Below are 24,391 nucleotides of genomic sequence, written 5' to 3'. Positions count from 1 at the left end.
TTTAGCTTGGATTTTTAGCTCTGCTCTGATCTATAAATTTTCGATCTGATCTGTATACACTGGATCTGATCTGTGGATGCTAGATCTTGAGATGTTGAGATTTTTGATTTAGGAGGCAACTGTGCCAAAGGTTATTGGAATCGATCTTGGAACAACAAACTCGTGTGTGGCTGTGATGGAGGGTGGCGAACCTGTTGTGATCCCCAACGCGGAAGGTGCACGTACCACGCCGTCTATTGTAGCTATCAATAAGAATGGCGAGCGCCTGGTTGGTGAAGTTGCGAAGCGTCAGGCTATCACAAATCCAGAAAATACCGTCTATTCAATTAAGCGCTTCATGGGCCGCAAATTCGAGGATCCAGAAGTTGATCGTGACAAACGCTTGATGCCCTATAAAGTGGTTCGCTCTGCCAATGGTGATGCCTGGGTTGAGGTGCAGGGCAAGCAGTATAGCCCCCCGGAAATCTCCGCTATGATCCTGCAGAAGTTGAAAAATGACGCGGAAGCCTATCTGGGTGAGCGTGTGACACAGGCTGTGATTACTGTGCCGGCTTACTTTAACGATGCTCAGCGTCAGGCGACCAGGGACGCGGGTAAGATCGCTGGCCTGGAAGTGCTGCGTATCATCAACGAGCCGACCGCCGCTTCACTGGCCTATGGCCTGGACAAGAAGAAAGACGAGCGTATCGCGGTCTACGACCTTGGTGGTGGTACCTTCGATATCTCGATCCTGGAACTGGGCGACGGCGTCTTCGAGGTGAAGAGCACCAACGGTGATACACACCTGGGTGGTGATGACTTCGACCAGCGCATTATCACCTGGCTGGCCGACGAGTTCCGCAAAGAGCAGGGCATCGACCTGCGCCAGGACCGCATGGCCCTGCAGCGCTTGAAAGAGGCCGCTGAGAAAGCGAAAAAAGAGCTCTCCAGCTCGATGCAGACCGAGGTTAACCTGCCCTTTATTACCGCCGACGCCAGTGGTCCAAAGCACCTGGCCATGACGCTGTCCCGCTCGAAACTGGAGCAGCTGGTTGAGGACCTGGTTGAGAAGTCCCGCGTTCCTGTGACCAAGGCTCTTTCGGATGCCGGTGTGCGCCCTGGCGATATCGACGAAGTCGTGCTGGTTGGTGGTCAGACCCGTATGCCAGCCGTACAGACCCTGGTGCGCCGCATCTTTGATCGCGAGCCCAATCGTGGTGTGAACCCTGACGAGGTCGTTGCCATTGGTGCCGCCATTCAGGCTGGTGTGCTGACCGGCGACGTCAAAGACGTGCTCTTGCTCGACGTCACGCCTCTGTCCCTGGGTATCGAGACCCTGGGTGGTGTCTTCACCCGCTTGATCGAGCGCAACACCACCATTCCAACCCAGAAGAGCCAGGTCTTCTCGACCGCTAGCGATAGCCAGCCCAGCGTAGAGATCAATGTCCTGCAGGGTGAGCGCGAGTTCGCCAAGGACAACCGTTCACTGGGTAGCTTCATTCTGGATGGTATTCCACCAGCACCACGCGGTGTGCCACAGATCGAGGTTATCTTCGATATCGATGCCAATGGTATCGTGAACGTCTCGGCCCGCGATAAAGGCACCGGCCGTGAGCAGAAGATCACCATTATGCCATCCAGCGGTCTGTCAAAAGATCAGATCGACAAGATGGTGCGCGATGCTGAGTCCCACTCCGCGGAAGACAAGCGCCGCAAAGAAGAGGTTGAGGAGCGCAACCTGGCCGATAGCGCCGCGTATCGCTCTGAGAAGAGCCTCTCTGAAATCGGCGACAAGATCTCGCCCGAGCAGAAGAGCGAGCTCGAGGGCAAAATCGCCGATGTGCGTACCGCCCTGTCGACCGACGATGTCGAGCGCATCAAATCTTCCCGCGAGGAACTGGAGCAGGCGTTCTTCAAGATCAGCCAGTCAATGTATGGTCAGGGTCAGCCTGGTGGTGCCGGTGCTGAATATGGTGAGCCCCAGCCGGGTGCCGCCGATCAGGACCAGCCACGCTCCAACGATGACACCATCGAGGGCGAATACAAGGAAATGTAGTTGACCGAAGGGGGAGATCGTTGTCTGTCAGACGGTGTATCAACATCTCTATAGCATCTCCTCTATATGAGAGGGTAACAAATTCGTTACCCTCTCATATCCCTGTTTTGGCGCAGGGATCGTTAGCTGAAAGTTATAGATGCTAGTGGCCTGAGTACTACTTATACTCTTCCAATACTCCTACTTGGGCTATGCTTATTGCGTATCTTTTGGGTCATGAGGTATCCTTAAATAATGCCAGAATGTATGCCAGAGAACGCGAAAGGTGTTTCGCATGCCAGATGCTTATAGCACCTGTAAAGCTGTCAATACCATCTATTCTGAATGCAGTAGAAAAGTTTTTCATCCAGTAGCGCGGATACGTTCGCGCCCTGTTTCTAAGGGTAAAGGACCAGCAGATGGCCGCAAACAAAAGAGATTATTATGAGGTGCTGGGGGTATCGCGCAGCGCGTCGGACGATGAGATCAAAAAAGCGTTTCGTCGCCTGGCCAAGCAATATCACCCTGATGCAAATAAAGAGCAGGGAGCGGAAGCCCGCTTTATCGAGATTAATGAGGCGTACGAGGTTTTAAGTGACCAGCAGAAGCGTAGCGCTTATGATCGTTATGGGCATGCTGGTGTAGGGGCCGGCGCCGGTGCTGCGGGCTTCGATAACTTCGGTGGTTTTAGCAATCTCAACGATATCTTTGAAACCTTCTTCGCGGGTGCTTCGGGTGGTCAACGGCGTTCTGGGCCACAGCGTGGCGCGGACCTGCGTTATGAGTTAACCATTTCGTTTGAAGAAGCTGTCTTTGGATGTCAGAAAGAGATTGAACTGCCGCGCTGGGAAACCTGTTCGACCTGTCGTGGTAATGGTGCCCAACCTGGGACCTCCACCCAGCGCTGCCCCGCCTGTCAGGGTTCCGGTGAGATTCGCCGGGTGCAGCAGTCGATTTTTGGTCAGTTTGTCAATGTGACGATGTGTGAGCGCTGCCGTGGTGAGGGCCGCATTATTACGACTCCCTGTGAGAAGTGCCGTGGCCAGGGTCGTGTACGTAACAATCGCCGCGTAGTGGTGAATATCCCGGCGGGCGTGGACGATGGCATCAATGTGCGCGTGACCGGCGAGGGCGAGGTGAGTTCCCGTGGTGGTACCCCGGGCAACCTGTACGTGGTCCTGACCGTCAAGCCGCACGATTTCTTCAGGCGCCAGGGCAACGATATCCTTTATGATCTGCCGATCAGCTTCACGCAGGCGGCTCTGGGCGATGAAGTAGAGGTACCTACGGTCGACGGCAAGTCCACTATGCTCAAGATACCTGCTGGCACGCAGAGTGGCCGTTCATTCCGCCTCAAAGGCATGGGTGTTCCTGTCGTGCATAGTAGCGCACGCGGCGATCAGCACGTCTTTGTCAAGGTCGTCACCCCAACCAACCTGACGGCGGAGCAGCGCCAACTGCTTGAGGAGTTCGCCCGCATCGAAGCCGAACAGAACGAACAGAACAGTAAAAACATCTTCCGCGACCTGTTCGAGAAAACGAAGGACGTTTTCCAGTAGGCTCAAAAACGGTTATATCCAACCGTTCCAATCTTTGAGGGATAGGCCACCATTGTGTGGTGGCCTATCCCTCTTTTTGTTATGGTCGCGTTCGTAAATATGTAGGAAAAACCGAGGGGGTGCGCCTTCGGCCCCTGACGCTACGCACCTGCGGTGCTCAAAAAGTTTTATTGAGAGTTGCTGGTGCACAACAACAGGCGCCCGGCGCCTGTTGTTGTGCACCAGCAACTCTCAATAAAACTGAGCGTCCGCGAATGCGGACGCCCGTGCGGTGGCGCCACCTCTCATAAATTGACAACGGCCGAGTTCGAGCTCGCATCGACTATTGTGAAATGGTTCATTGACATAGGATGCTATGTGGTCAATAATTACTATTGATTTGACTGTGGTCTGGCACCATACTGTTCATGAGCCTGCAATAAACGTAAAATTCCATTTGCACTTAATAAGCCTGTAGAAGCCGTAAAATTCCATTTGCTCTGGATCTCATTGTGTGTAAGAGGCATCGCCTCGGGGTAGCAGCTGATTAGCTTTGCGTGAGGGATCTCCATGGATACAAACCAACACTATCTTGGTCCATACGAGTTACAGCAGAGATTGAGCGATACGCGCCAATATGAATCCTGGAAAGCCTGGGATCCGCAGCATCAACGCCAGGTGGAGATTACTATGCTGCATCTGCAGGCAGGCAATGCGGCTGCGTTGATGTCGCGTTTTGTGTATGAGACCAAAAATCTGACTACGCTCAATCATCCCAGCATCGCGAAGATCTACGATGTACAGGCTTCTGCGGCTCCACAGCGGCCTGACCTGCCGGGTGAGGTTGCCCAACCCCAGGCTTATATTGTCAGAGAGTATATTGAGGGGATGTCGCTGGCCGACTATATTGAGGCCACCGCCCGCGTCGGCGATTTTCCGGCCCCGACCGATATTTATCGTATCCTGGCGCCAGCAAGCTCGGCCCTGGATTATGCCCATCAGCATGGAGTCATCCATAGCCACCTGAAGCCAGCTCATATTTTGTTTACGCAATCCGACTCACCGGAGTCACCACAGGGAGAGATAAAGGTGGTGGGCTTCGGGATGCACAATATGCTGTCGCCGCTGACCCTTGCGTTGGAGGATGCTGCTTATATCTCTCCTGAGGGCGCGCAGGGGCAGACGGTTAATACGCGCAGCGATATCTATTCGCTCGGTGTGATTCTGTATGAGCTCTGCACAGGTACCCTGCCATTTCAGGGCGAGACTACTTCAGAGATGTTGATGCAGCATATGCATGCCGAGCCAATGTCGCCTGCTCTAATTAATACTCGCATGGTACCTGGCATGACCGCGATTATCTTGCGCTGCCTGGCCAAAGATCCTTCGGCCCGTTTCCCAACCGGAGCCGCGCTGACGGCTGCCCTGTCGAGGGTTGCCAATGCTCCGGGGAAGTCGCGTGTGGGACAGTCTGGCGCGGCCAGCAGTGGCAATCGTTTGACCCCCTGGTTTACACCGGCACAGGTGAGCATCGATGAGACCTACTTGAGTCCTCAGCGTTCTCAAGGATTGACCGGTTCGGCCGCTTCGAATGTGGATGCCGGTGCCAACGTCTCTGGAGCCTATCCTATCGCTGATGTTCCCACTTCGTTGTCGTCGGCTCCGACTTCAGCGGCTCCTGCCGTGACGCCCGATGGCGGTCATACACCAACGCATGCTGATGCGGTGATGCATTCACCGCGTTCAGCGCCCGATCTGCTGGCGGCGATGGAGACCCAGAGACTCCATCCAGTGTCGCCCGCTTCCCAGCCGGCACCGCCCGTCTCGCCTCCGCATGTAGCGCCTTATCCGGTGCGTAGAGATGGCTTCTGGCGTACTTCGCGTGGGAAAAAGCTGACCATCCTGCTCTCAGCCTTGCTTTGCCTGGCTGTGATTGGCGCCAGCCTGGTTGCTTTTTTTGCTTCCCGTTATAATGGGCTCGCGGCCTCCTCACCTTCAGGGCACGCCTTCTTTGTTAGTAGCGGCTTGCTAGATCCCGGTAATCCCAAGGGGATTGTGGATGGGCTGCAGATAGATCTGACCGGTGTTCCAGTTCCCGATAGCGGCAAAAGTTATTATGCCTGGTTGCTAGGGGATACGGATACCAATGTTACGGTGCCTCCTATCGCGCTTGGTTCGCTCTCACTGGTCAGTGGCCATGCTTCGATGGCGTACAGCAGTCCTCAGAACGACAATCTCTTATCACACTATAGCCGTTTCCTGGTGACGGAAGAAGATGCGGCCGCGCCCCCGACCAATCCATCGCTGGATCCGGCTACCTGGCGCTACGGAGCTGTTTTCTCACGCGTGCCCAGTCCCGAGGATACACAGAATCATTTTAGCCTGCTCGACCACCTGCGGCACCTGCTGGCGCAAGATCCCAAGCTGGCCAAAGTAGGGCTTACCGGCGGCCTTGATATCTGGCTTTTCCGCAATAGTTTGAAGGTCCTGGAATGGACGGGGAGCGCCCGTGATGCCTACAATAGTGGCGATACCGGTCTGATGCAGCGACAGGCGGTACGCATCCTGGATTATCTGGATGGGACGCAGTATGTGCAGACCGAGAATATCCCTTCTACCCTGTCTCCGATACTGGTGGATCCCAAAATCGCGCGCGTGGCCCTGCTGGAGGTGAGTCAGAGTGAGGAACCGCCCGGTTACTTAAAACATATTGGCAACCACCTGCGCGAGATCACGAATTCGCCGAACGTGAGCGTGTCGCAGAAGCAGCTGGCCAGAGAGATCAACCTGGCGATCGATAACGTCCAGGCGTGGTACCTGGGGGTGCACGACGACGCGGCGAAACTGATTCACATGAGTCCTGCGCAGTTGCGCCAGCCGGGAACGTTAGACACGCTTAACCATATGTTTAAGCTGGCCAATAACGCGTTTGTGGGAGAGACCGATCCAGGCACTAACAAGGTGAAAGAAGGCGTATCACAGATCCATTATAAGGCCCAACGATTGGCGACGTTCGACATTGTAGCATGTAGCAATCAGACTAACCAGTCCTGCGTTTAGTCGCGGTACAGAGAGATGTGGGTTGGTATACATGAATAGTGCTCTTCCTCAGCGTCTGGATAAATACGAACTTATTGAACGTCTGGGCCATGGTGGGGTGGCCGAGGTGTGGAAGGCGTTGGATACCCAGCTGCAGCGCTATGTGGCGATCAAGATGCTGCACCCAAATTTGCGCGATGATCCAAATTTTATCGCCCGCTTCCAACGCGAGGCGCAGTTGATCGCTGCCCTGCACCATCCGAATATTGTGCAGATTCATGATTTTCAAATCTATCAGCCGCCCGTCTCGGGGGCGCCAACGTATTTTCCTCTGGCTTATATGGTGATGGATTATGTCGAGGGACAGACGCTGGCTGAGTACATCTATGAGACATCCAGCGTGGGCAAGGTGCCCGCGCCGGATCGGATCGTGAATCTCTTTACCTCGATTAGTCTGGCGATCGACTATGCCCATAGCAAGGGCATGATCCATCGCGACATCAAGCCGGCCAACATTTTGCTGGATAAGCGCAATACCGCGCGCAATCCAATGGGCGAGCCGATCTTGACCGATTTCGGTGTGGCCAAACTGCTTAGCTCATTGACCAATACCCAGAGTGGTGTACAACTGGGGACACCGCTTTACATATCACCGGAACAGGCCCGGGGGCTGCAGGGCGATGGGCGCAGTGATCTCTATTCTCTGGGCATTATCCTGTATGAAATGGTGACTGGCGTGCTTCCGTTCCGAGGCGATACCCCTGTGGAAGTGATCATGCAGCATGTGCATGCGACGCCGATCTCTCCCACCATGATCAACCCTAATATTCCACCCGCCCTGGTACAGGTTATCAAACGCAGCATTGCTAAGAATCCCGAGGAGCGCTACGCCAGCGCCTCGGAGATGACGGTCGCTATTGCGCGGGCGCTAAACGTCACGGTCCCCGAAATTCTGGGACAACCGACGACGATAGAGGTATTGGATGCTACCCGCTCAGCATCCTCGAGCACGGACTCGATGCGCTTTGTGAACTCGGGCACCGGTGAGCAGACGCGAATTTCATCTCCCTCAGGCCAGGCGGCATCTTCTGGAGGTTATGCCGACGCGGCTGAATCTATGACCCTGGCGGCCGTGCCCAAAACTGCTCCAACGGCGCCGGCGGTACAGCCCGCACCCACGCCAACCGTTGGCATCAGTCCACCCCCGGTTTTTCCTGCTGGGAATCGACCGTCCGCTGCTCGCCGAAGTGTGTCTTCCACTTACCTGATAGGCACTGTGATCTTGCTTGTGCTGCTGATCGCAGGGGGGGTGACCGCTTTCCTGATCTGGCCGTCGTACGCGACTCTGTCAGCCCAGACGGATGGGCAAGCCTTCTATGTCAGTAGCGGCCAGACAGCGATGGATAGCGCGCGGGGAATCGCGGATCAGCTACAGATTGATGTGCCTAATGTGCCACCTCCCCAGGCGGGTAAGAGCTATCATGCCTGGCTGCTGGGTGATACAGATCCTATGCGGCGTGATGATCTGACCGGTCCATTGCCGATTACTCCACCGCTGCTGTTGACCAAAAGTCTGCCGATACAGAACGGTCGCATCCACTATCTCTATCCGGGCGACGCTCACCACGATAACCTGTTGTCGTCGACCAGTCGTTTGTTGATTACTGAGGAGGATGCCAATAGCGCCAACGCCGCCCCATCGAAAGATCCGGCTCAATGGAAGTACTACGCAGTCCTGCCACAGCAACCTATCGCGCAGGATGCGGCCGCGTTCAGTGCCTTGATCCATATCCGCCATCTATTCTATAACGAGGTCGATATCAGCGTGCTTGGCCTGCCCGGAGGGCTGGATAACTGGCTGTTTAAAAATACCGAGAAGCTGCTGGAGTGGTCGGTAAGCGCGCGCGATAACTGGCATGGGGCGCAAACTAATAGCTCCGAGATTGGCTTGATGCGCAACCAGTTTATCAGTGAGTTAGATTACCTGGATGGTCTGAAGAATGTGCATGTGGATATGCCGGCTAACACACCAGTGATGGCCGATCCGGTCGCCGCTACCGTTGGACTGCTCACGGTCGATCCTGCCCATCAGGGGGGAGATTTTAACAAGACCAATCCGCCAGGCTATACGGATCATGTGCAGTTCCACGTGGCTCAGGTAGCCAAGGCCGGAGACATTACACCAGAGACGCGTCAGCGGACTGCCCATATCATTGATGCGCTGCAGAACGTCAATTCCTGGCTGCGAACGGTGCGTCAGGACGCGGTCAAGCTCTTCAATAGTACACCAGACCAGCTGAAGCAGGCGGAGGCGGGTCGTATGCTGGACGATATGGTGACCCTGACGACGTATGCCTATATCGGCAAGCTTGATCCGGTCACCAATCAGGTCCATCCTGGGGTGACCCAGGTCCACCAGGATATTCAGCAACTGGCTACCTTTACACTGACCAAAAAGATGCCCGCGCACCTTTAACATTCTTGGGAGTGGCATGTATGGGGACAGAACCACGTTACCTTGGGCAGTACCAACTGCTTGAACGCATCGCGTCTGGTGGCATGGGCGAGGTATGGAAGGCCATGGATACCCATCTACAGCGTATCGTGGCTATCAAATTCCTGTTGTCCAACTGGCGCCATTCGGCTGGCTTCGTCGCGCGCTTCCAGGGCGAAGCTAGATTGATCGCATCCCTGCGTCATCCCAATATCATCAATATCCATAACTTTGCCATTGAGGAGAAACCTGGTGAGCCGCCGTTATTCTACATGGTCATGGACTATGTCGAGGGGCAGACGCTGGCGCAGTACCTGGCTGTAACCTCCAAACTGGGCCGGTTTCCGCCTCACGAGGATATCCTTTATCTGTTTTCGGCGCTGGCGCAGGCTATCGATTATGCCCATAACCGTGGTATGATTCATCGTGACATCAAGCCGGCTAATATTCTATTGGACCAGCGAGACACCAGGCAGCGAGCGTTGGGCGTGCCCATCATCACCGATTTTGGCATCGCGCGCCGCCAGGGGATCTCGGGTGGCACTGTCGTCGGCAGTGTGGTGGGGACGCCGCTCTATGTGGCGCCTGAACAGGCGCTCGGGAGTTATGATGAGAAGCGGAGCGATCTCTATTCGCTCGGTATTATCCTGTACGAGATGTTGACAGGCATTCCGCCATTTCGCGGTGATAGCATGATGAACGTGCTTATGCAGCACGTGAATCAGGCGCCCACACCTCCCGAGCTACTGAATGAGGCTATCAGCGAGGCGACTTCCGCGGTTATCTTAAAAAGCATCGCCAAGAAGCCCGAGGACCGCTTTGGCAGCGCGTCTGAAATGGTGATCGCACTGGCAGAATCATTTAACTTACCTGCTCCGGAGCCACTGATCCAGAATCTGCGCACCATGCCAGCGCATGCCGCCATCTCCCTTTCTTATGTTCCACTGACGCCAGTGGATCGACCACTGATAGCCGAGACGCCACCTGCCACCCTGGCTACGCCAGCTATAGACAGGCAGTCGCGTGGCGCCAGCCCGGTGGCCCATACGGATGAAATTCATGCCCTGCCCACTCTGGCGCACATGGCGCCCGCGTTGATTCAGGCCGCCAGTTCGCCAACCATAGCGGTTCCCTCGCGTCCAGCACGATCGTTCCTGAGCCATCCACGCTGGCTGACGGCGATCGCTGGCCTGATTATAGTGCTACTCATTGTGGGGATCGCCGCTCGCCTATGGCCGCCGTCACCGTCGTCCGCCCCACCCATTCCCCATGGATCGGTGCAATTTAGCTATAGCCTGGGGTCCAGTCACTACGATCAATTACAGATCACCATGCAGAACGTGCCTGACCCCCCAGGAGGGAAGGTATATTACGCCTGGATTGATGCTCCCGCTAACGAGAGCTATATTCCGCACTGGCGACTGGAAGCCCGACAGAAGCAGATACGCAGCGGTATCCTGTCGGATAATAAGGTGACCAACCTGGTGACGCCTCACGCCCTCTTCTTGATTACGCTGGAGGATGCTTCCAATTCTCATATCCTTGTCCCGGCTATAGATATGAGCTCCCGTCTCTATTATGCCCAGCTTTCACCATCGGGTGGCGCGACCTTTGAGATCAAAGCCTGTCCCCAAAACGTAAACTCTTCCCCCTGTATCTGAGTGCTGCCCAGCATGAGTGCTCCCGCACAGGCGTCCGCTACGCGGCCACACTATTTTTATTCATTGGTGCATCGGGGGCTCATCCGCACCCCCGATGCACCAATGAATAAATGATTCCTGCATACCGCAGGTGCTTAAGCCTTTGTTTAGAGGTGGTGTGGAAGGGGCACACGCGCGCCGCTGAGCTGCTCAAGCCTTTGTTTAGAAGTGATGCGGCAAGGGTACGTCCTCGCACCCTTGCCGCATCACTTCTAAACAAAAAATGGGGACGCCTGCGTTCCCCACGCCGCCGATGATACTCTCATCGGCGGCGTTTAGCTATCTGTTCTTCGGTGGTGTTGCCGGTGACGAGTTCATATAGTAGGGCCTGGCCAACTTTGGGGCGCAGGATGCGGCCCAGGCGCTGGATGTATTCGCGTTTGGTGCTGTTGCCGCTGACAATGATGGCGACGCGGCAATCAGGGACATCTACCCCCTCGTTTAAGACGCGGCCCGTGGCCAGCTTGGTATATTCGCCACTGCGGAAGCGTTCCAATATCAGTCGTCGCTCCTCGGTTGGCGTTTTGTAGGTGATGCTGGGAATGCAGAAGCGGCGGCTGATCTCATCAACCACGTTGTTATATTCTGAAAAGAGGATCACCTGGTCGCTGCCATGCTCTCGCAGCAGGCGCTCGATCTCCGTGTACTTTGCCGGGGCATTCATGGCGATGTTGCGTGCTTCCCGCCAGGCCAGCATCGCCTCGCGCGCTTCGGGATCACGGGCGCTCATATAGATGATCTTCTGCTGAAAATCCTCCGGGTTGCGGATCACGATACGCCGCCGCTGCAGAAAAGAACGATAGAGGCGTCTCTGTTCCGCGTAGCGTTCCTGATCCTCTTCGGACAGCGCGATGTCGATGACCTTTTCCTGATACTGGGCCAGGAAGCGCCCCTCGGTCAGTTCGGCGGGTGAACGGCGATACACCTCCGGGCCGATCAACTCTTCCAACTCCATATGCGCCATATCGCTGCGCTCCGGCGTCGCGCTGAGTCCCAGCCGCAATGGCGTAAAGGCGCTCTCGGCGATCAGACGATAGGTCGGGGCAGGCAGGTGATGGCATTCATCGAAGACCAGTAGACCGAACTGGCGTAGCTCTCGCGGATACAGAGCCGCCGAGTCATAGGTGATGATCGTAATCGGCTTGAGATCTTTTTCTCCACCTCCGAACATCCCTATCTCTTCCACTGATATGGATAGGACCGCGGCCAGCGCCATCCGCCACTGCTGAAGCAGATCGATGGTTGGCACCACAGCCAGCGTCCACAGTCCGGTCTCATGAATGGTCATCGCGGCCACAAACGTCTTGCCCGCGCCGGTCGGTAGCACGACAACCCCCCGCTGCTGTGCCAGCCACGCCTGCAGGGCATCCTGCTGATACGGTCGCGCCTCCATCGCCAGCTTTGTCTTAAACGGCAAGGCTGGCCGTTCGTCAAAGGCGATCCTAAAGGGGGTCTGTTGCTGCTGCAGGGCCTGTTTGACGGGGGTCAAATGCATAGGCAGGCTGCGTAAACACTGTCCCCGTTTATCCCACTCCATCCCCTGCGTAATCTCCAGCGACAGATGCGCCCCAAACAGAGCCTCGATCATCTCCTGGCGCCCCATCCCCGCTATCTCCGGCGGCGGAATAATTGCCAGATCGCGCCCCCGCTGATCAATAACCGTCTCTCTCAAAACAATCTCCTGCACATAAAAAATATTGCCCATGCTCCTCTTCACATAAACATTCTATTTGCCCGGCCCGTAATTGGCAACCATAATAATCGGACGCGAGGTCCGAACCTATGGCGACGGTGATAATCGGACGCGAGGTCCGAACCTATGGCGACGGTGATAATCGGACGCGAGGTCCGAACCTATGGCGACGGTGATAATCGGACGCGAGGTCCGAACCTATGGCGACGGTGATAATCGGACGCGAGGTCCGAACCTATGGCGACGGTGATAATCCGAGGGGATTCCGCACCCACGTCAACCATGATAATCGGAGGTGAACCCGCGCCCACGCCAACATGGATGTGTGCTGGGGTGCGCGGTGCGCACCCCAGCACACATCACACAACACGCGCGAGCGCATGCGCTCGCGCGAAAGGAGGCGCTCAACTGCCCCATAAAAACAAACTCCAGACATATGTATAGAGACTATTGAATTAAAGCATATATTATAGTATTATCCTGTAGTGAAATACATTGTGATATTTTTATGGTAAGAAATGTGGCGGAGGTTGTCCTGTATGCAAACTTTAAGCAAATTTCTCTCCTACAAAATCAAAACCATCGCGATCGTCGATAGCCCATCCTCTGGACCCGAAGAAGCCCTTCCCTACTGGGACGCGGAGATCGCTGGATTTGCTACTGTGCTTGTGCCTGAAGAGATGCGGACCATCCCCGAGATCGTGGCTTTTATTCAGGAGCACGCGCAGGCCGCCATCTGCTCGCATCGCCTGAGTCCATACGGCGCGCCACAGTTTTACGGGGCCGAACTGGCGGCCGCCCTCTATGATGTGGGCATTCCAACCTTGCTTGTGACCCAGTATTTAGAAATTGATCAGCATTCTTCGATTCGGCGCTGGCGCGATAAGCTACCGGTCGTCCTGCACCTGAGCGAGTTCGACTTTTCGACGCTGCGTCACTACCTCGATCTATGCGTCAGTGAACTGCAGGGACATATCCCCGAGTCGCGTATCCCCTATCGGGTGATGGTGGGCGTCGAGCATATGGAGGGAGTGGCCGGCGAACAGTATGTGGATGTGTCGATTGATTACTGGGACCGCTATCAGCGTATTCGCATGCCTTTAGATGTTTTTCCTGCCGGGTTGCGCGATCAGATTGAGCCGGGGACGTGGTTGTTCGCGATGGTCAATGTGAGGGCGGAATACGCGCACGAGCTATATTTTCGCGACTTCTCGCTGGCGCCAGAGCCGCAATTTGACGAGAGCCTGACCTACTGCGTTAACGTGTTGGACGATATCAACGAGAGCGAAAACCCTTTCTTATGGTTTGAGAAGCAGCAGATCTATGAGCATCAACTGGAGATAGAAGTGTTTGGTGCTAGCAAAGATTTCTATAACTAGCACCAACGCTGTTCGGTGACTAAGGGATGGGATGCTGGAGGCCGATGCGCTCCTGGAGAGCCGCGGCCACACTGTACGGGTCGCTTTCACGGTTTGTAACGTTCTCGATTAACGTGTTCCATTCCTCTTCGCCCACGGCAGCCTGCAGGGTTTTGGCGACCGATTGCAGGATCAGATTCTGAATCTCACTGTGGATCTGGCGCTGCGCCCTCTGCGTCAGCATGCCGCTTTCCTTCAGATAGCCATGGTGTTTCTGTATGGCGCTGATCAGCTCAGGAATTCCCTGTTCTTTCAGCGAGGAGGTTTTGATGACAGGAATGCGCCAGGCGGATTGACGGCGATTGGGGTCCAGGCTCAGAAGCATAGTAAGCTCGGCCGCCGTCTGGTCGGCGCCCGGTTTATCGGCTTTGCTGACCACAAAAATATCGGCGATCTCAAGTATACCGGCCTTAATGGCCTGGATATCATCGCCCATGCCTGGCGCTATTGTCACCAGGACCGTCTGGGCTGTGCGCATGATCTCAACCTCGGCCTGGCCGGTGCCGACCGTTTCGATGATGATGGGATCATAGCCAGCGGCATCCATGGCTCGCACCACGTCGCGGGTGGCTGTAGAGAGTCCACCCAGGTGGCCGCGGCTGGCCATGCTGCGAATAAAGACATTGGGATCTCCAGCCAGTTCCATCATGCGGATGCGATCGCCCAGGATGGCGCCGCCGCTGAATGGACTGCTGGGGTCGACCGCGATGATCCCGACTTTACGGTCCTGCTGGCGTAGCTCGCGTACCATACGTGTAACCAGCGTGCTTTTACCAGCGCCTGGCGAGCCAGTTACGCCGACGATATGGGCTTTTCCACTATGCTGATGCAGTTCAGCCAGGTACGTGTGGGCCTGGGGTAGCTCGTTCTCAATCAGTGTAACCATGCGCGCCAGCGCGCGGCGATCTCCTTGTAGCAGGCGTTTAACGATGTCTTTCACGCCCGCTCCTATACTTCTACGGTCAGGCGTTCGGCCTGGATATTTTCGCGCACAAAAGTGATAATCTCTTCTGTCGATGTGCCGGGTCCAAAGCAGCCCTTGATACCCATATTTTTAATGGCTGGAATATCTTCATCGGGCAAGATTCCACCGGCAGCGATCAGCACGTCGTCAACATTATTCTGCTTGAGCAGCTCCATAATTTTGGGGAACAGGGCCATGTGGGCGCCTGATAAAATGCTTAATAAGATCGCATCGACATCCTCTTGAATAGCGGCTTCCACGATCATTTCTGGCGTCTGGCGAATACCGGTATAAATAACTTCCATGCCTGCGTCGCGCAGGGCCCGGGCGATAATCTTTGCGCCCCGATCGTGTCCATCAAGTCCCGGTTTGGCTACCAGGACACGGATGTGGCGAGTTGCCTGATTCTCAACCATACAAACTGACTCCTTCGTCAATAGCGTCGCGAGGCGAGTCTGGTACCTGCCTCTGCTGGAGAGCTCTTTCGTAGAGCGCGCAAATCGCTCGCTCCTGTTCTTCATACAGCTCGTAGCTTTGTGCTTTCAATTCTACAACGGAGGATGATTTGCTGCAAGCATGCATTAAGAGCCTGGCCCTGGCGATGATCTGCTCTTTTTCCGCGTGTGCCGCCCGGGCAGGTATGGGTAATTGCGCCAGGACGTGCTGCTCAATCTGGGGCTGTACCCATTTGTAGGCGGTGTGCAGGGCGTAGAGATAGTCCTGCAGGATGCGCGAGTTGAGCAGCGCCATCAAGAAGTAGAGCTCATCTTCCTCGCTAAATTCCGGCTGGCTGGTTGAATTGACGACCGGTTGCAACATGTAGAGGGTCTGCAGTACCACGTGCCCCTGTACATCAAGGGTGGCCTGCAGACGCCCGGCGCTTTTGACCAGCAGAATCTTTGGCGCCTGGTAGCGATGCAGTGGCTTCAGAATCTGTTCACGCGCGATCCAGCACGTCGCTGTCGGTACCACATAGGGGTGAATATCGATACCACCGCGCAGGACTGGATACCATTTCAGGTCATCAGGATGGGAGGCGCTACTTTTGAGTAGTGCGCTGTCCTTGCCCAGCTCTTCACCGCGCCTGATCACCACATATTCTCCCAGGCAGGCCAGGTTGCGCGGCGCCTGTGGATCGATCTGCATGTGTAGTTGCTGCTGCAGGCGTTCAATAAGAGTCCCTTTGATAGTGCTGAGCAAGTAGCGTAGCTCGGCTCCCGGCTGCTGACCGAGCTGCTGCTGCGATACGGTGGTCATCACCTGTAGTGGCAGATTATCCTTGCTCACTGCCCGCGTCGCCGCCGTATCGATCCAGCGTTCCCGTTTCCAGCTGATCTGGTGATGAACCAGCGGCGGTGTCTTCTGCGCGACGATGACGACCGCGCCTACATAGGCGGCGAACACATCGGCCAGGTGCCAGATGTGATGAATGGTCGTCTCGGTTAGCAGGCGCTGTCGTTCTAAGGTTGCGTTGCTGCGGGCCAGCACCGGATCGGGCAGCACCAGTCCGATCCAGCCACCGGGCCGCACTATCTGCAGGGCCAGGTTGAGAAAGAGAAGATAGCTATCGGCCTGCCCGCGCTGGTGGGTCGAGCGATAGCCGCTTAGATCATTGTTTTTGGCGGCCAGGTAGGGAGGATTGGCCAGGAAGAGATCGACGTGCCCGCCTTGCTGCCAGGGAAAGGCCAGCCCATCGGCCTGGTGAATGTGCAGATGCCGCAACGCCCGGCTACGAGGGTAGTTATCCCTGAAGGTCTCGTGCAGCTGAAGTTCGGCCAGCATACAGGCGATGGGATCGGGATCGAAGCCCCAGATGTTGTGATGGATATATCTGGCCGAGGTGCGTGCGGAGACGCCGGTCTGCCTCCCATAGCCGAGTAATCGGCGACTGGCGGCGGCTAAAAAATTACCACTCCCGCAGGCCGGGTCCAGCACGCGGATCCCTGAAAGGTTGGCGTCAGGTGTATAGCCACACGCGTCAAGCACCTGCTCCACCAACTGCGGGGGTGTCGAAAAGTGCCCACGCAATTTGCGCTCTCGCTGTGGCAGGCTGGCCTCATACCAATGTAGAAGATCATGCTGTTGTGTCATCGGCGGACGAGCGTTTATCTTTCTTTTGCAGCAGTTGCAGGGCTTCGCGGGCGGCTAAGCGTCCGGCCTCTTTAATGCTGGATGCCTTCCCCGTTGCTATAAGCTGCTCTTGCTCAAATACTCCAACCAGAAACACGCGATCATTATGGCGGCCGCTCTGCTCAAGCACGCGATAGCGGGGTAAATGACCCGTGCGCTGTAGAACTACTTTTTGTAAACGTCCTTTGGGATTGGTATCGATGGCGTGCGTGCTGACTAACTCTATCATGGGGAAAACCGTACGGGTGACAAACTCGCGCGCGACCTCTGTTCCCTGATCGATATGGATCGCGCCCACAATCGCTTCCAGCACGTCGGCGCAGAGGGAATCGCGAGAACGCTCGTTGAATGTACGCAGATTGGCGATATCGACGCAGATAAACGGGAAAAGCCCCAATTGCTGGCCGACCTGTGCCAGCACACGGCGGCTGACCACCTCTGATTTTACCGCCGTCATCTCTCCTTCCGAGGCATCGGGATGGGTACGGTAAATGTATTCGACCACGTGGGCGCTGATAATGGCATCACCCAGAAACTCCAGCGTGTCGTATGAATCGTGCACCGCCGTATCCGGGCAGCACGAATGATGTGTAATTGCCCGGCGCAAAAGGGTCCGATCATGAAACGTAACCTGGAGTAATGATTCCAGCGCAGTAAGATTGTCTACGAGATCTGCGTCATTCATATTTCTTATTATATCTCAGTTATAGGAAGAGCGTCGAGTAAGACCCTTACGCTCCCGATATCCCCCCTACCGTAGGTGCCGGGCTTGCCCCGGCTTTGGAGCCGGCAGGCGACCCTGTGCCGGGCTTGCCCCCGCTTTGGAGCCGACAGGCGACCCGTGCCGGGCTTGTCCCGGCTTCGATCGCATACATACCCTTGAGCTTTCTTCAGTTGGGTGCGCTATAATACGAAAAGAGTCGCAGCACCAAAAAGACGTTGCGACGAAATGGCATCTACCTGTAATTGTTAGTATGTATGCTATTCTTTGCTGCCGCCTATAATAAAATCAGGGGTGAGGAGTGCATACAAACTGTATAAAGATGTGTATCCAGCGATATTTGTATGCAATGGACAGGACTGCTCGCGCTCATCATCCGCTAAGATAAAGGTTTTTTCTATGTTTTATTTGCGCCGTTTCCGTACTATGGGACGCATGCTTGGACTGGCTTTTCCCCTTGTCATGCTCCTACTCTTTTTCTCTGCTTTGCCAGCTGAGGCCCATGCCATCTTGCTCAGGTCAGATCCCGGCAAAGATGCTGTACTTACCACACCACCCGACCAGTTCAAGGCGTGGTTCAGTGAAGACCTGAATCCAACCTCCAGTACCATGGAGGTTGTGAACGCATCCAATACGCAGGTGGATTCCAAAGATGCCCATGTTACCAGCAGTGATCCTCGTGAGATGATCGTTTCATTACCAGCCAACCTGCCACCCGGTGTTTATGTCGTGGTCTGGCGTACCCAGTCGGCTGATGATGGACATGTCTTGCGTGGCTCGGTGCGTTTTAGTGTGGCCGCGGCCGATGGGACGGTGCCCCAGTCAACAGGTAAGGTCGCACCAGGTACGGGCGTATTGGGTGGTACCTCCAGCGCGGCCAGTGGACAGCTAGATACCACCTCGTTCTTTAGCTTTTTGATGATCACGCTGGTGGATCTGTGCGTGGTGTTCTGGGTTGGTGCCCAGCTCTGGCATTCTTTTGTGTTGCAGCTCAACGATACAGAGGATGCTGAACTGCGTACCGCCGATCAGCGTGCCGCCGATCGTTTTGAGTGTGTCTTCGCCTTCCCAACGTTGCTGTTGCTTTTACTGGCTAATATAGGTGTGTTAATAGGGCAGGGCCTCGATCTCTCAAGTGGTAATCTGGGCCAGGCGCTGTCGCCCACCACGTTCCAGGAGCTTCTGTTCCATAGCCGCTTCGGCTCGTTCTTGATCCTGCGTCTGGGGGTGGTTGTGATTGCCCTGGTGCTGGCCATTTTTAGCATGGTAGTACGTGAGCGCCCACGGGTCATGGATAGCATCTTATCCTGGCTCAACCTGCTGCTCGGTCTGGCCTTGCTAACGGCTGTAACCCTCTCGAGCCACGCGGCGGCCGTGACCGGCAATGTGCAGACGTTAGCTATTCTGAGTGACTGGTTGCACCTGCTGGCCGCCTCACTATGGGTCGGGGGGATGATCTACCTCTCGCTGGTCTACCTGCCGGGATTGCGCCGCGACTCGCTGTCTGATCGCGTTCATGTGCTAATATCGACGCTGGGACGCTTTTCACCGCTGGCGCTGGCGGGTGTTGTAATTATGGCCGTCAGCGGACCATTTAATGCGGTCGTGCACATGGACTCGTTTGCCCAGTTGATTACCACCGCTTATGGCCGCTCGCTATCGATTAAGACATTGCTGGTGGTGGCGCTACTCGTCACCAGCGCGATCCATGTTCTGATCTATCGCCCTCGCTTGAAGAAGGTTGCCGCCCAATATGATAGTGCTGTGACTCAACCGGAGGCAAGTGAGGAAGATGGTGGGCAGCTGCCACTGGCATCGGCGCCAGAGGTTAAGCAGCTTGAGCGTACAGTCGGACGGCAGTCCCGGCGCCTTACGACGGTTCTGCGCTGGGAACCTGTGCTCGGCGTGGCTGTACTGGTGTGCACAGGGTTGATGAATGTGTTTGCCGGTAGCCTGTCGCCGGCGATCCCCAATCAGCCGGCGGCGCAGCAGGTCGGTGTGGTGAAGCCGTATCATGGCACATTCCCCACTAAAGATCATCAGTATACTATCGATCTGACCGTTTCTCCCAATCGCCTGGGTACCAACGTCTTTACGGTCAGTGTGCGCGATAGTAAGGGAAAGCCTGCCACCAACATTGGCGTATCCGTTTATATCTCGATGCTGGATATGGATATGGGGACCGATTCTGTGAATTTACAGCCCGATGGGAAGGGGCATTTTACGGCCCAGGGAGATTTGAATATGGGGGGTCACTGGCAGCTACGAGTTGAGATTCGGACGCCCCAGGATACCTTGCATAGTGGAACTGTCGATATCACTACCGCGTTCTAAGTTGGGGTAGTGAGAATTTGATATTGAGGATGTAGGGATGAGTAGAAACACATGTTCAGTTTCATGCAACGATGAAGCTGAAGTCCGTAGAGATGACGCGCCTGCTGACAGTCGGCGCTGGCTATATTTACCTGTCCAATTGTTTTGTATCCTGACCCTGTTGCTGCTGTTGAGCGCGTGTTCAGCGTTAGATGGCAGCATCCAGCCGACGGCGACGCCAGATGCGCAGAAGGTCAATGTATTTGGCACGGCCGCGAACCATGTACATGCCATGATGGCGCTACCCGGCAACGTCCTGCTGGTTGCCACCCATTATGGCCTCTATCGCTCCGCCGATACTGGCAAAAGCTGGTCCGGCCCCAACCAGGGCATGGGTGATATGATGACCTCGTCGCTGACCAGCAGTCCTATGGATCGTCAGCATGTCTATCTGCTGGCGGAGCACTCACTCAGCAGCCAGACGGGCACCATTGGCCTGTATGCCAGTTCGGACGGTGGCAGTAGCTGGCAGCCGGCCTCCAAAGCCAGCGATACCGGGAAGATGTATACCATCGTGGCGGGCAACCGCTCAGCTAATGAGCTCTATGCCTATGTGCCGACCAAAGGCGCTAACGGTTTTGTGGTCAGTCAGGACGGTGGCAAGCACTTTAGCTCACCGGGGCCACTGCCCTTCGGGCGCATCCTGGGCATTCTGGCTCTACCCGGTCAGCCGGGACAGTTACTGGTATACAGTAACGATGGAGCGGCGCGCAGTAGCGATGGTGGTGCTCACTGGCAGACGATCAAGGACTTCACCTCTGCCGTGTATAATATGACCACCAGCGGCCCGCGGGAGCCGATCTATGCTTCCGGTGACCAGGGGATCATGGTATCTAAGGATGGTGGGAAGAGCTTTTCTATGGCCTATGCCGATGCACGCTACAGCGCTCTGACTGCCGTCCCTGACCAGCCTGAGATGGTGTATGGCAAGACTGGCCGTATGATCTACAAGAGTACGGATGGTGGCCATAGCTGGAAGACCCTGCCGCAGATCAAGGGCAACCTGGAGAACCTGGTGCCGGATCCACAGGTATCATCTCGCCTCTTTCTGTCGCTATCCTATCCATGCGCGGTCTACCAGTTCGATCAGCAGAATCCCACGTGGACATCGTTAACCCCGAAGGCATAGAGAAGAATAAAGGCCAGGTAAGACATGTTTGGTAAAGATAACCCTATATGCGCGCGTTGCTTGCTGCTTATTGTTTCCCTAGTGGTTATGGTCGTCTGCGCTATGCGGACGCCCGTGGTCCACGCGGATGGGGGAGCCCCCAATCTGGCCTACGTCGCCGGTAGCACCGGCGGCGTGGGGGTGATTGATGTGGGACAGCAGAAGGTCACTAAAACGATCAAGGTAGCGGGCGATCCCCACCTGGTGGCCTTAAGCCAGGATGGGCGCTTCCTGTATGTGACGCAACCTCAGCTCAACAAGATCGCTATTATCGCCGCCAGGACGGGTGATCAGGTCTGTGCCGCCTCCGTTCCCGGAGCGCCGACGTTGCTGGTCTTTGATCCCAATGTTAAATCGTTATATGTGGGTGGTTCTAATGGTCCAACCGTTACTGTTATAGATGCCGAGAACTGTACCATTAAGCGCAAAATCGAAACCACTGGACCCGTCTATGGTCTGGCGTACGCGGCCGTAGGGTCCGCCGTCTCTGGCAAGAACGGGGAGCAACTGTGGGTCTCAAACGAGAAAGCCCTGAATGTGTATGATGACGTGAGTGGCCAGCAACTGGCGAACATTCCACTACCCCAGGGACCACGCTACCTCTCGATCCCTCCAGGTTCTACCGTCTATGCGACCACCGCCGCCGGATCGCTACAGGCTATTGATCTCAGTTCGCACAAAGTCTCTCCACTCCTCTCAGGGGGAACGTATGGCCCAATGGACTTTGATGAGACTACGGGTGAGGTATATGTGCCTGATAGCACGCACAATCAGCTGGTGGTATTGAATCCCGTGAATGCTGGTTTTACTATCCCCAAAGAGCCGAACCATGTCTTGAAACTCGATGCCGCACCGCGTTCGATCGCAATTACCAACGATGGTCAACTGGGATTCGCGGCTTTAAGCAATGGGAATGTGGCGATGTATGATATTCCTGGTCGGCAGCTGGCCGCGACTATCCCCGCAGGTGGGACGCCACAATTTATTATTACTGGCCTCTACCCACCCAATCTGGGTACAACACCCCAGCAGGCCAGTCTGGTCGATAAACTGGGCAATATTCTCGGCTATGTGATCGTTGTGCTATTGCTGGTTGTGCCTTTTCTTCTGTTCCGCCGCTATGCTAAAGCACGTGGTGCGACAGCCGCCAATCAGCCTGTTGAGGTGCAGGCTGGTCAAGGACAGGAGGAGACGCCTCTTACACCGCCCGATGAGTATTGAGCTTGCGCTTCAATGTGCTTAAGGGTTATGCTCACCCTGGGACAAATGTTTGGCAGGGTGAGCATGTCCGTTTTACAAACAACTCTGTCCTTCTCCTTTCTTGTACGTTCGGTACCCGCTGTTTAGAATATCTGTATAGAGTTTTGTTCTTACTTATTCACCTATAGTGTTATTGGACAGGGAGGACCGACATGCTTACAGCAGAGCAGCTTGCGTTTTATCGAGAGAATGGCTATATTCTGGTCAAAGGGGTATTGTCGAAGGAGGAGGCTGCGGCCTACCGTCTGGAGTGCCATAACCTGGTTGATCGTCTATCTCGTGATCATGACATCGATGCTACCTGGGGCAGCGCCCGCACGAATGCGACAATGGCGACCAGAATCCTGCATTGCCACGATGTGCAATTTCAGTCCGCGGCCTTCACACGTTTGCTGGTCGACGAGCGCATTACGGGGATCGCGGCCGATATTATCGGTAGTCCGAACGTGCAGCTACATCACAATAAGATGTTTGTGAAGCCGCCAGAGAAGGGATCTCCCTTCCCGATGCACCAGGATCATCCTTTTTTTCCACATCAAAACCATAGTATGATCGCGGCGATCCTGCACTTTGATGATGCTCCCCTGGAAAAGGGCTGCGTACGCGTCGTGCCTGGCTCTCACAAGTTGGGTCCCGTGCCACACGAGGCCGAGGGTAGCTGGCATCTCCCCCTGGAGCAGTATCCACTGGAATCTGCTCAGCCCTGTGCCGCCGAGGCCGGCGACGTGCTGTTCTTCAGCTATCTGACGATCCATGGCTCCGGTGTCAACGTCAGTAATGAGGCGCGGACGACCCTGCTCATTCAGATGCGCGATCCGCAGGATCCGCCGACGGTAGATACCCATAAGTCTCGTGGACAGGGGATGATGCTGCGCGGTATTGATCCTCTGGAAGCTCACTAGCGTAGTAAAGGTTGTACTGTGGTGGAGATATCTGCGTCTGTCCCGCGTCAGCGCTTCATGGAACTGAATAACCTGGCCCTGTCTATCCATCTGGGGAGCTTTGCCAGCGAGATGCTGGGCTGGGGCTTCTTTGAGCCGCGCTACTGGCGCAACTATCTCCATACGCATTCGTGCTTTGAGGTCTGCTATGCCTTCGCGGGTGAGGGTCAGTTCCGCGTCGGATCGGAAATGTATACCGTCGGTAATGGCGATGTGTTTATCGCGCGTCCCGGTGTGAGCCATGAGATCATTTCTGCGGAGGCGCAACCTCTTGGTATCTATTTCTGGACCTATACCCTGACGCCAGGCGCGCAGGATGCCGCTCTGAGCGATGCGTCAGGGAAGAATCAGTCCATAGATAATCTGCTCACGGCTTTTATGTCTTCGCCGTGCGTTGTGAGCAGGCGTACCTCTTCTATGCTGCGTACCCTGGAGCTATTAACCGAGGAGGTAGCGGCCCGGCATCCAGGCTACCCACATATTATTAATGGCCTGGTCTGCAAGCTGCTGGTCGATACTGCCAGGGCAGCGGTGGATGAGGAGGCCCTGACCCGGTCCGAACAACCCGTTTCGCGTCAGCCCGACCAGGCGGTCGCCCAGATGATTGAGCGCTATCTGCGCGACAATTACTGGCGTCCCATCTCTATCCGTGATCTGGCGGCCCAGGTGCATCTGAGCGAGCGCCACACCAGCCGCCTGTTCCAGAAAGTGATGGGTGAAACCATCATGTCATATCTGACAACGTTGCGCCTGGACATCGCGGCCCAACTCCTGCTCGATCGTCAGTTGCCGGTCAAAGAGGTGGCCCTGACCGTCGGCTATCCTGACGTTCGGTACTTCATTACCCTTTTCCGACGCCGTAAAGGTTTGACACCGGCGGCCTTCCGCCAGCATGGCGGTACGACTTTTCTCTAGATATCTAATCTTTTCAGTGGGAA

General features: G+C 55.6%; 16 protein-coding genes. 11 read left to right on the top strand and 5 right to left on the bottom strand.

The annotated features are described in order from the left end of the window. Nucleotides 1-121: 121 nt before the first annotated feature. The 5 genes from dnaK to KTT_RS06900 all read left to right on the top strand — a co-directional run bounded on the left by dnaK (nucleotide 122) and on the right by KTT_RS06900 (nucleotide 10,746). Entirely contained in the window at nucleotides 122-2,035 is a 1,914-nt protein-coding gene (dnaK, locus tag KTT_RS06920; RefSeq protein WP_126595281.1) for a molecular chaperone DnaK, read from the top strand. A 398-nt stretch (nucleotides 2,036-2,433) separates the two neighbouring features. After that, nucleotides 2,434-3,573 carry a molecular chaperone DnaJ gene (gene dnaJ, locus KTT_RS06915; protein WP_126595280.1) on the top strand — a complete coding sequence of 380 codons (1,140 nt, stop codon included), beginning with the start codon at nucleotides 2,434-2,436 and terminating at the stop codon, nucleotides 3,571-3,573. A gap of 549 nt (nucleotides 3,574-4,122) precedes the next feature. Continuing rightward, nucleotides 4,123-6,612 carry a serine/threonine protein kinase gene (locus tag KTT_RS06910; RefSeq protein ID WP_126595279.1) on the top strand — a complete coding sequence of 830 codons (2,490 nt, stop codon included), beginning with the start codon at nucleotides 4,123-4,125 and terminating at the stop codon, nucleotides 6,610-6,612. A 31-nt stretch (nucleotides 6,613-6,643) separates the two neighbouring features. Beyond that, complete coding sequence (locus tag KTT_RS06905) at nucleotides 6,644-9,067, top strand: protein kinase domain-containing protein (RefSeq protein ID WP_126595278.1); 2,424 nt, start codon at nucleotides 6,644-6,646, stop codon at nucleotides 9,065-9,067. Nucleotides 9,068-9,087: 20 nt separating this feature from the next. Beyond that, nucleotides 9,088-10,746 (top strand): serine/threonine-protein kinase, encoded by a 1,659-nt coding sequence (locus KTT_RS06900; protein ID WP_126595277.1) that lies wholly within the window; start codon nucleotides 9,088-9,090, stop codon nucleotides 10,744-10,746. Between the two features lie 301 nt (nucleotides 10,747-11,047). Here KTT_RS06900 and KTT_RS06895 read toward each other — a convergent pair whose 3' ends face one another. Continuing rightward, complete coding sequence (locus KTT_RS06895; protein WP_126595276.1) at nucleotides 11,048-12,490, bottom strand: DEAD/DEAH box helicase; 1,443 nt, start codon at nucleotides 12,488-12,490, stop codon at nucleotides 11,048-11,050. Nucleotides 12,491-13,017: 527 nt separating this feature from the next. Between KTT_RS06895 and KTT_RS06890 the strand changes: the two genes are divergently transcribed. Further along, nucleotides 13,018-13,857, top strand: a complete 840-nt coding sequence (locus KTT_RS06890; RefSeq protein ID WP_126595275.1) for a hypothetical protein — start codon at nucleotides 13,018-13,020, stop codon at nucleotides 13,855-13,857. Nucleotides 13,858-13,876: 19 nt separating this feature from the next. Here the strand turns inward: KTT_RS06890 and meaB are convergent, their stop codons facing one another. Genes meaB through rnc form a run of 4 tightly spaced genes read right to left on the bottom strand, consistent with a single transcriptional unit; the run spans nucleotide 13,877 to nucleotide 17,675 of the window. Next, entirely contained in the window at nucleotides 13,877-14,836 is a 960-nt protein-coding gene (gene meaB / locus KTT_RS06885) for a methylmalonyl Co-A mutase-associated GTPase MeaB (RefSeq protein WP_126595274.1), read from the bottom strand. 8 nt (nucleotides 14,837-14,844) lie between these two features. Further along, the gene (locus KTT_RS06880) at nucleotides 14,845-15,276 is read right to left on the bottom strand and encodes a cobalamin B12-binding domain-containing protein (protein WP_126595273.1); all 432 of its coding nucleotides are present in this window, start codon (nucleotides 15,274-15,276) and stop codon (nucleotides 14,845-14,847) included. Next, the gene (locus tag KTT_RS06875; protein WP_126595272.1) at nucleotides 15,269-16,951 is read right to left on the bottom strand and encodes an N-6 DNA methylase family protein; all 1,683 of its coding nucleotides are present in this window, start codon (nucleotides 16,949-16,951) and stop codon (nucleotides 15,269-15,271) included. The genes KTT_RS06880 and KTT_RS06875 overlap by 8 nt, the downstream gene beginning before the upstream one ends. Then, the gene (rnc, locus tag KTT_RS06870) at nucleotides 16,935-17,675 is read right to left on the bottom strand and encodes a ribonuclease III (protein WP_126595271.1); all 741 of its coding nucleotides are present in this window, start codon (nucleotides 17,673-17,675) and stop codon (nucleotides 16,935-16,937) included. The genes KTT_RS06875 and rnc overlap by 17 nt, the downstream gene beginning before the upstream one ends. Nucleotides 17,676-18,110: 435 nt before the next feature. Between rnc and KTT_RS06865 the strand changes: the two genes are divergently transcribed. The 5 genes from KTT_RS06865 to KTT_RS06845 all read left to right on the top strand — a co-directional run bounded on the left by KTT_RS06865 (nucleotide 18,111) and on the right by KTT_RS06845 (nucleotide 24,368). Further along, entirely contained in the window at nucleotides 18,111-20,045 is a 1,935-nt protein-coding gene (locus KTT_RS06865; protein ID WP_126595270.1) for a copper resistance protein CopC, read from the top strand. 37 nt (nucleotides 20,046-20,082) lie between these two features. Then, on the top strand, nucleotides 20,083-21,213 hold the full coding sequence (locus tag KTT_RS06860; protein WP_126595269.1) for a WD40/YVTN/BNR-like repeat-containing protein: 1,131 nt from the start codon (nucleotides 20,083-20,085) through the stop codon (nucleotides 21,211-21,213). A 102-nt stretch (nucleotides 21,214-21,315) separates the two neighbouring features. Then, on the top strand, nucleotides 21,316-22,473 hold the full coding sequence (locus tag KTT_RS06855) for a YncE family protein (RefSeq protein WP_126595268.1): 1,158 nt from the start codon (nucleotides 21,316-21,318) through the stop codon (nucleotides 22,471-22,473). A gap of 191 nt (nucleotides 22,474-22,664) precedes the next feature. Then, nucleotides 22,665-23,414: a phytanoyl-CoA dioxygenase family protein gene (locus tag KTT_RS06850; protein WP_126595267.1), complete on the top strand. Its 750-nt coding sequence runs from the start codon at nucleotides 22,665-22,667 to the stop codon at nucleotides 23,412-23,414. An 18-nt stretch (nucleotides 23,415-23,432) separates the two neighbouring features. Further along, entirely contained in the window at nucleotides 23,433-24,368 is a 936-nt protein-coding gene (locus tag KTT_RS06845) for an AraC family transcriptional regulator (protein ID WP_126595266.1), read from the top strand. Nucleotides 24,369-24,391 lie beyond the last annotated feature (23 nt).

This window comes from Dictyobacter aurantiacus (assembly GCF_003967515.1).
GTDB classification, from domain to species: domain Bacteria; phylum Chloroflexota; class Ktedonobacteria; order Ktedonobacterales; family Ktedonobacteraceae; genus Dictyobacter; species Dictyobacter aurantiacus.
This window is presented reverse-complemented; position numbering and strand designations above follow the sequence as displayed.

Bases quoted from the DNA above. Each gene is read 5' to 3' on its own strand.
- KTT_RS06855 (WP_126595268.1), top strand. From the start codon at position 21,316: ATGCGGACGCCCGTGGTCCACGCGGATGGGGGAGCCCCCAATCTGGCC.
- KTT_RS06875 (WP_126595272.1), bottom strand. From the start codon at position 16,951: ATGACACAACAGCATGATCTTCTACATTGGTATGAGGCCAGCCTGCCA.
- KTT_RS06910 (WP_126595279.1), top strand. From the start codon at position 4,123: ATGGATACAAACCAACACTATCTTGGTCCATACGAGTTACAGCAGAGA.
- KTT_RS06890 (WP_126595275.1), top strand. From the start codon at position 13,018: ATGCAAACTTTAAGCAAATTTCTCTCCTACAAAATCAAAACCATCGCG.
- dnaJ (WP_126595280.1), top strand. From the start codon at position 2,434: ATGGCCGCAAACAAAAGAGATTATTATGAGGTGCTGGGGGTATCGCGC.
- KTT_RS06850 (WP_126595267.1), top strand. From the start codon at position 22,665: ATGCTTACAGCAGAGCAGCTTGCGTTTTATCGAGAGAATGGCTATATT.
- KTT_RS06905 (WP_126595278.1), top strand. From the start codon at position 6,644: ATGAATAGTGCTCTTCCTCAGCGTCTGGATAAATACGAACTTATTGAA.
- KTT_RS06860 (WP_126595269.1), top strand. From the start codon at position 20,083: ATGAGTAGAAACACATGTTCAGTTTCATGCAACGATGAAGCTGAAGTC.
- KTT_RS06880 (WP_126595273.1), bottom strand. From the start codon at position 15,276: ATGGTTGAGAATCAGGCAACTCGCCACATCCGTGTCCTGGTAGCCAAA.
- KTT_RS06895 (WP_126595276.1), bottom strand. From the start codon at position 12,490: ATGGGCAATATTTTTTATGTGCAGGAGATTGTTTTGAGAGAGACGGTT.
- rnc (WP_126595271.1), bottom strand. From the start codon at position 17,675: ATGAATGACGCAGATCTCGTAGACAATCTTACTGCGCTGGAATCATTA.
- KTT_RS06900 (WP_126595277.1), top strand. From the start codon at position 9,088: ATGGGGACAGAACCACGTTACCTTGGGCAGTACCAACTGCTTGAACGC.
- KTT_RS06865 (WP_126595270.1), top strand. From the start codon at position 18,111: ATGTTTTATTTGCGCCGTTTCCGTACTATGGGACGCATGCTTGGACTG.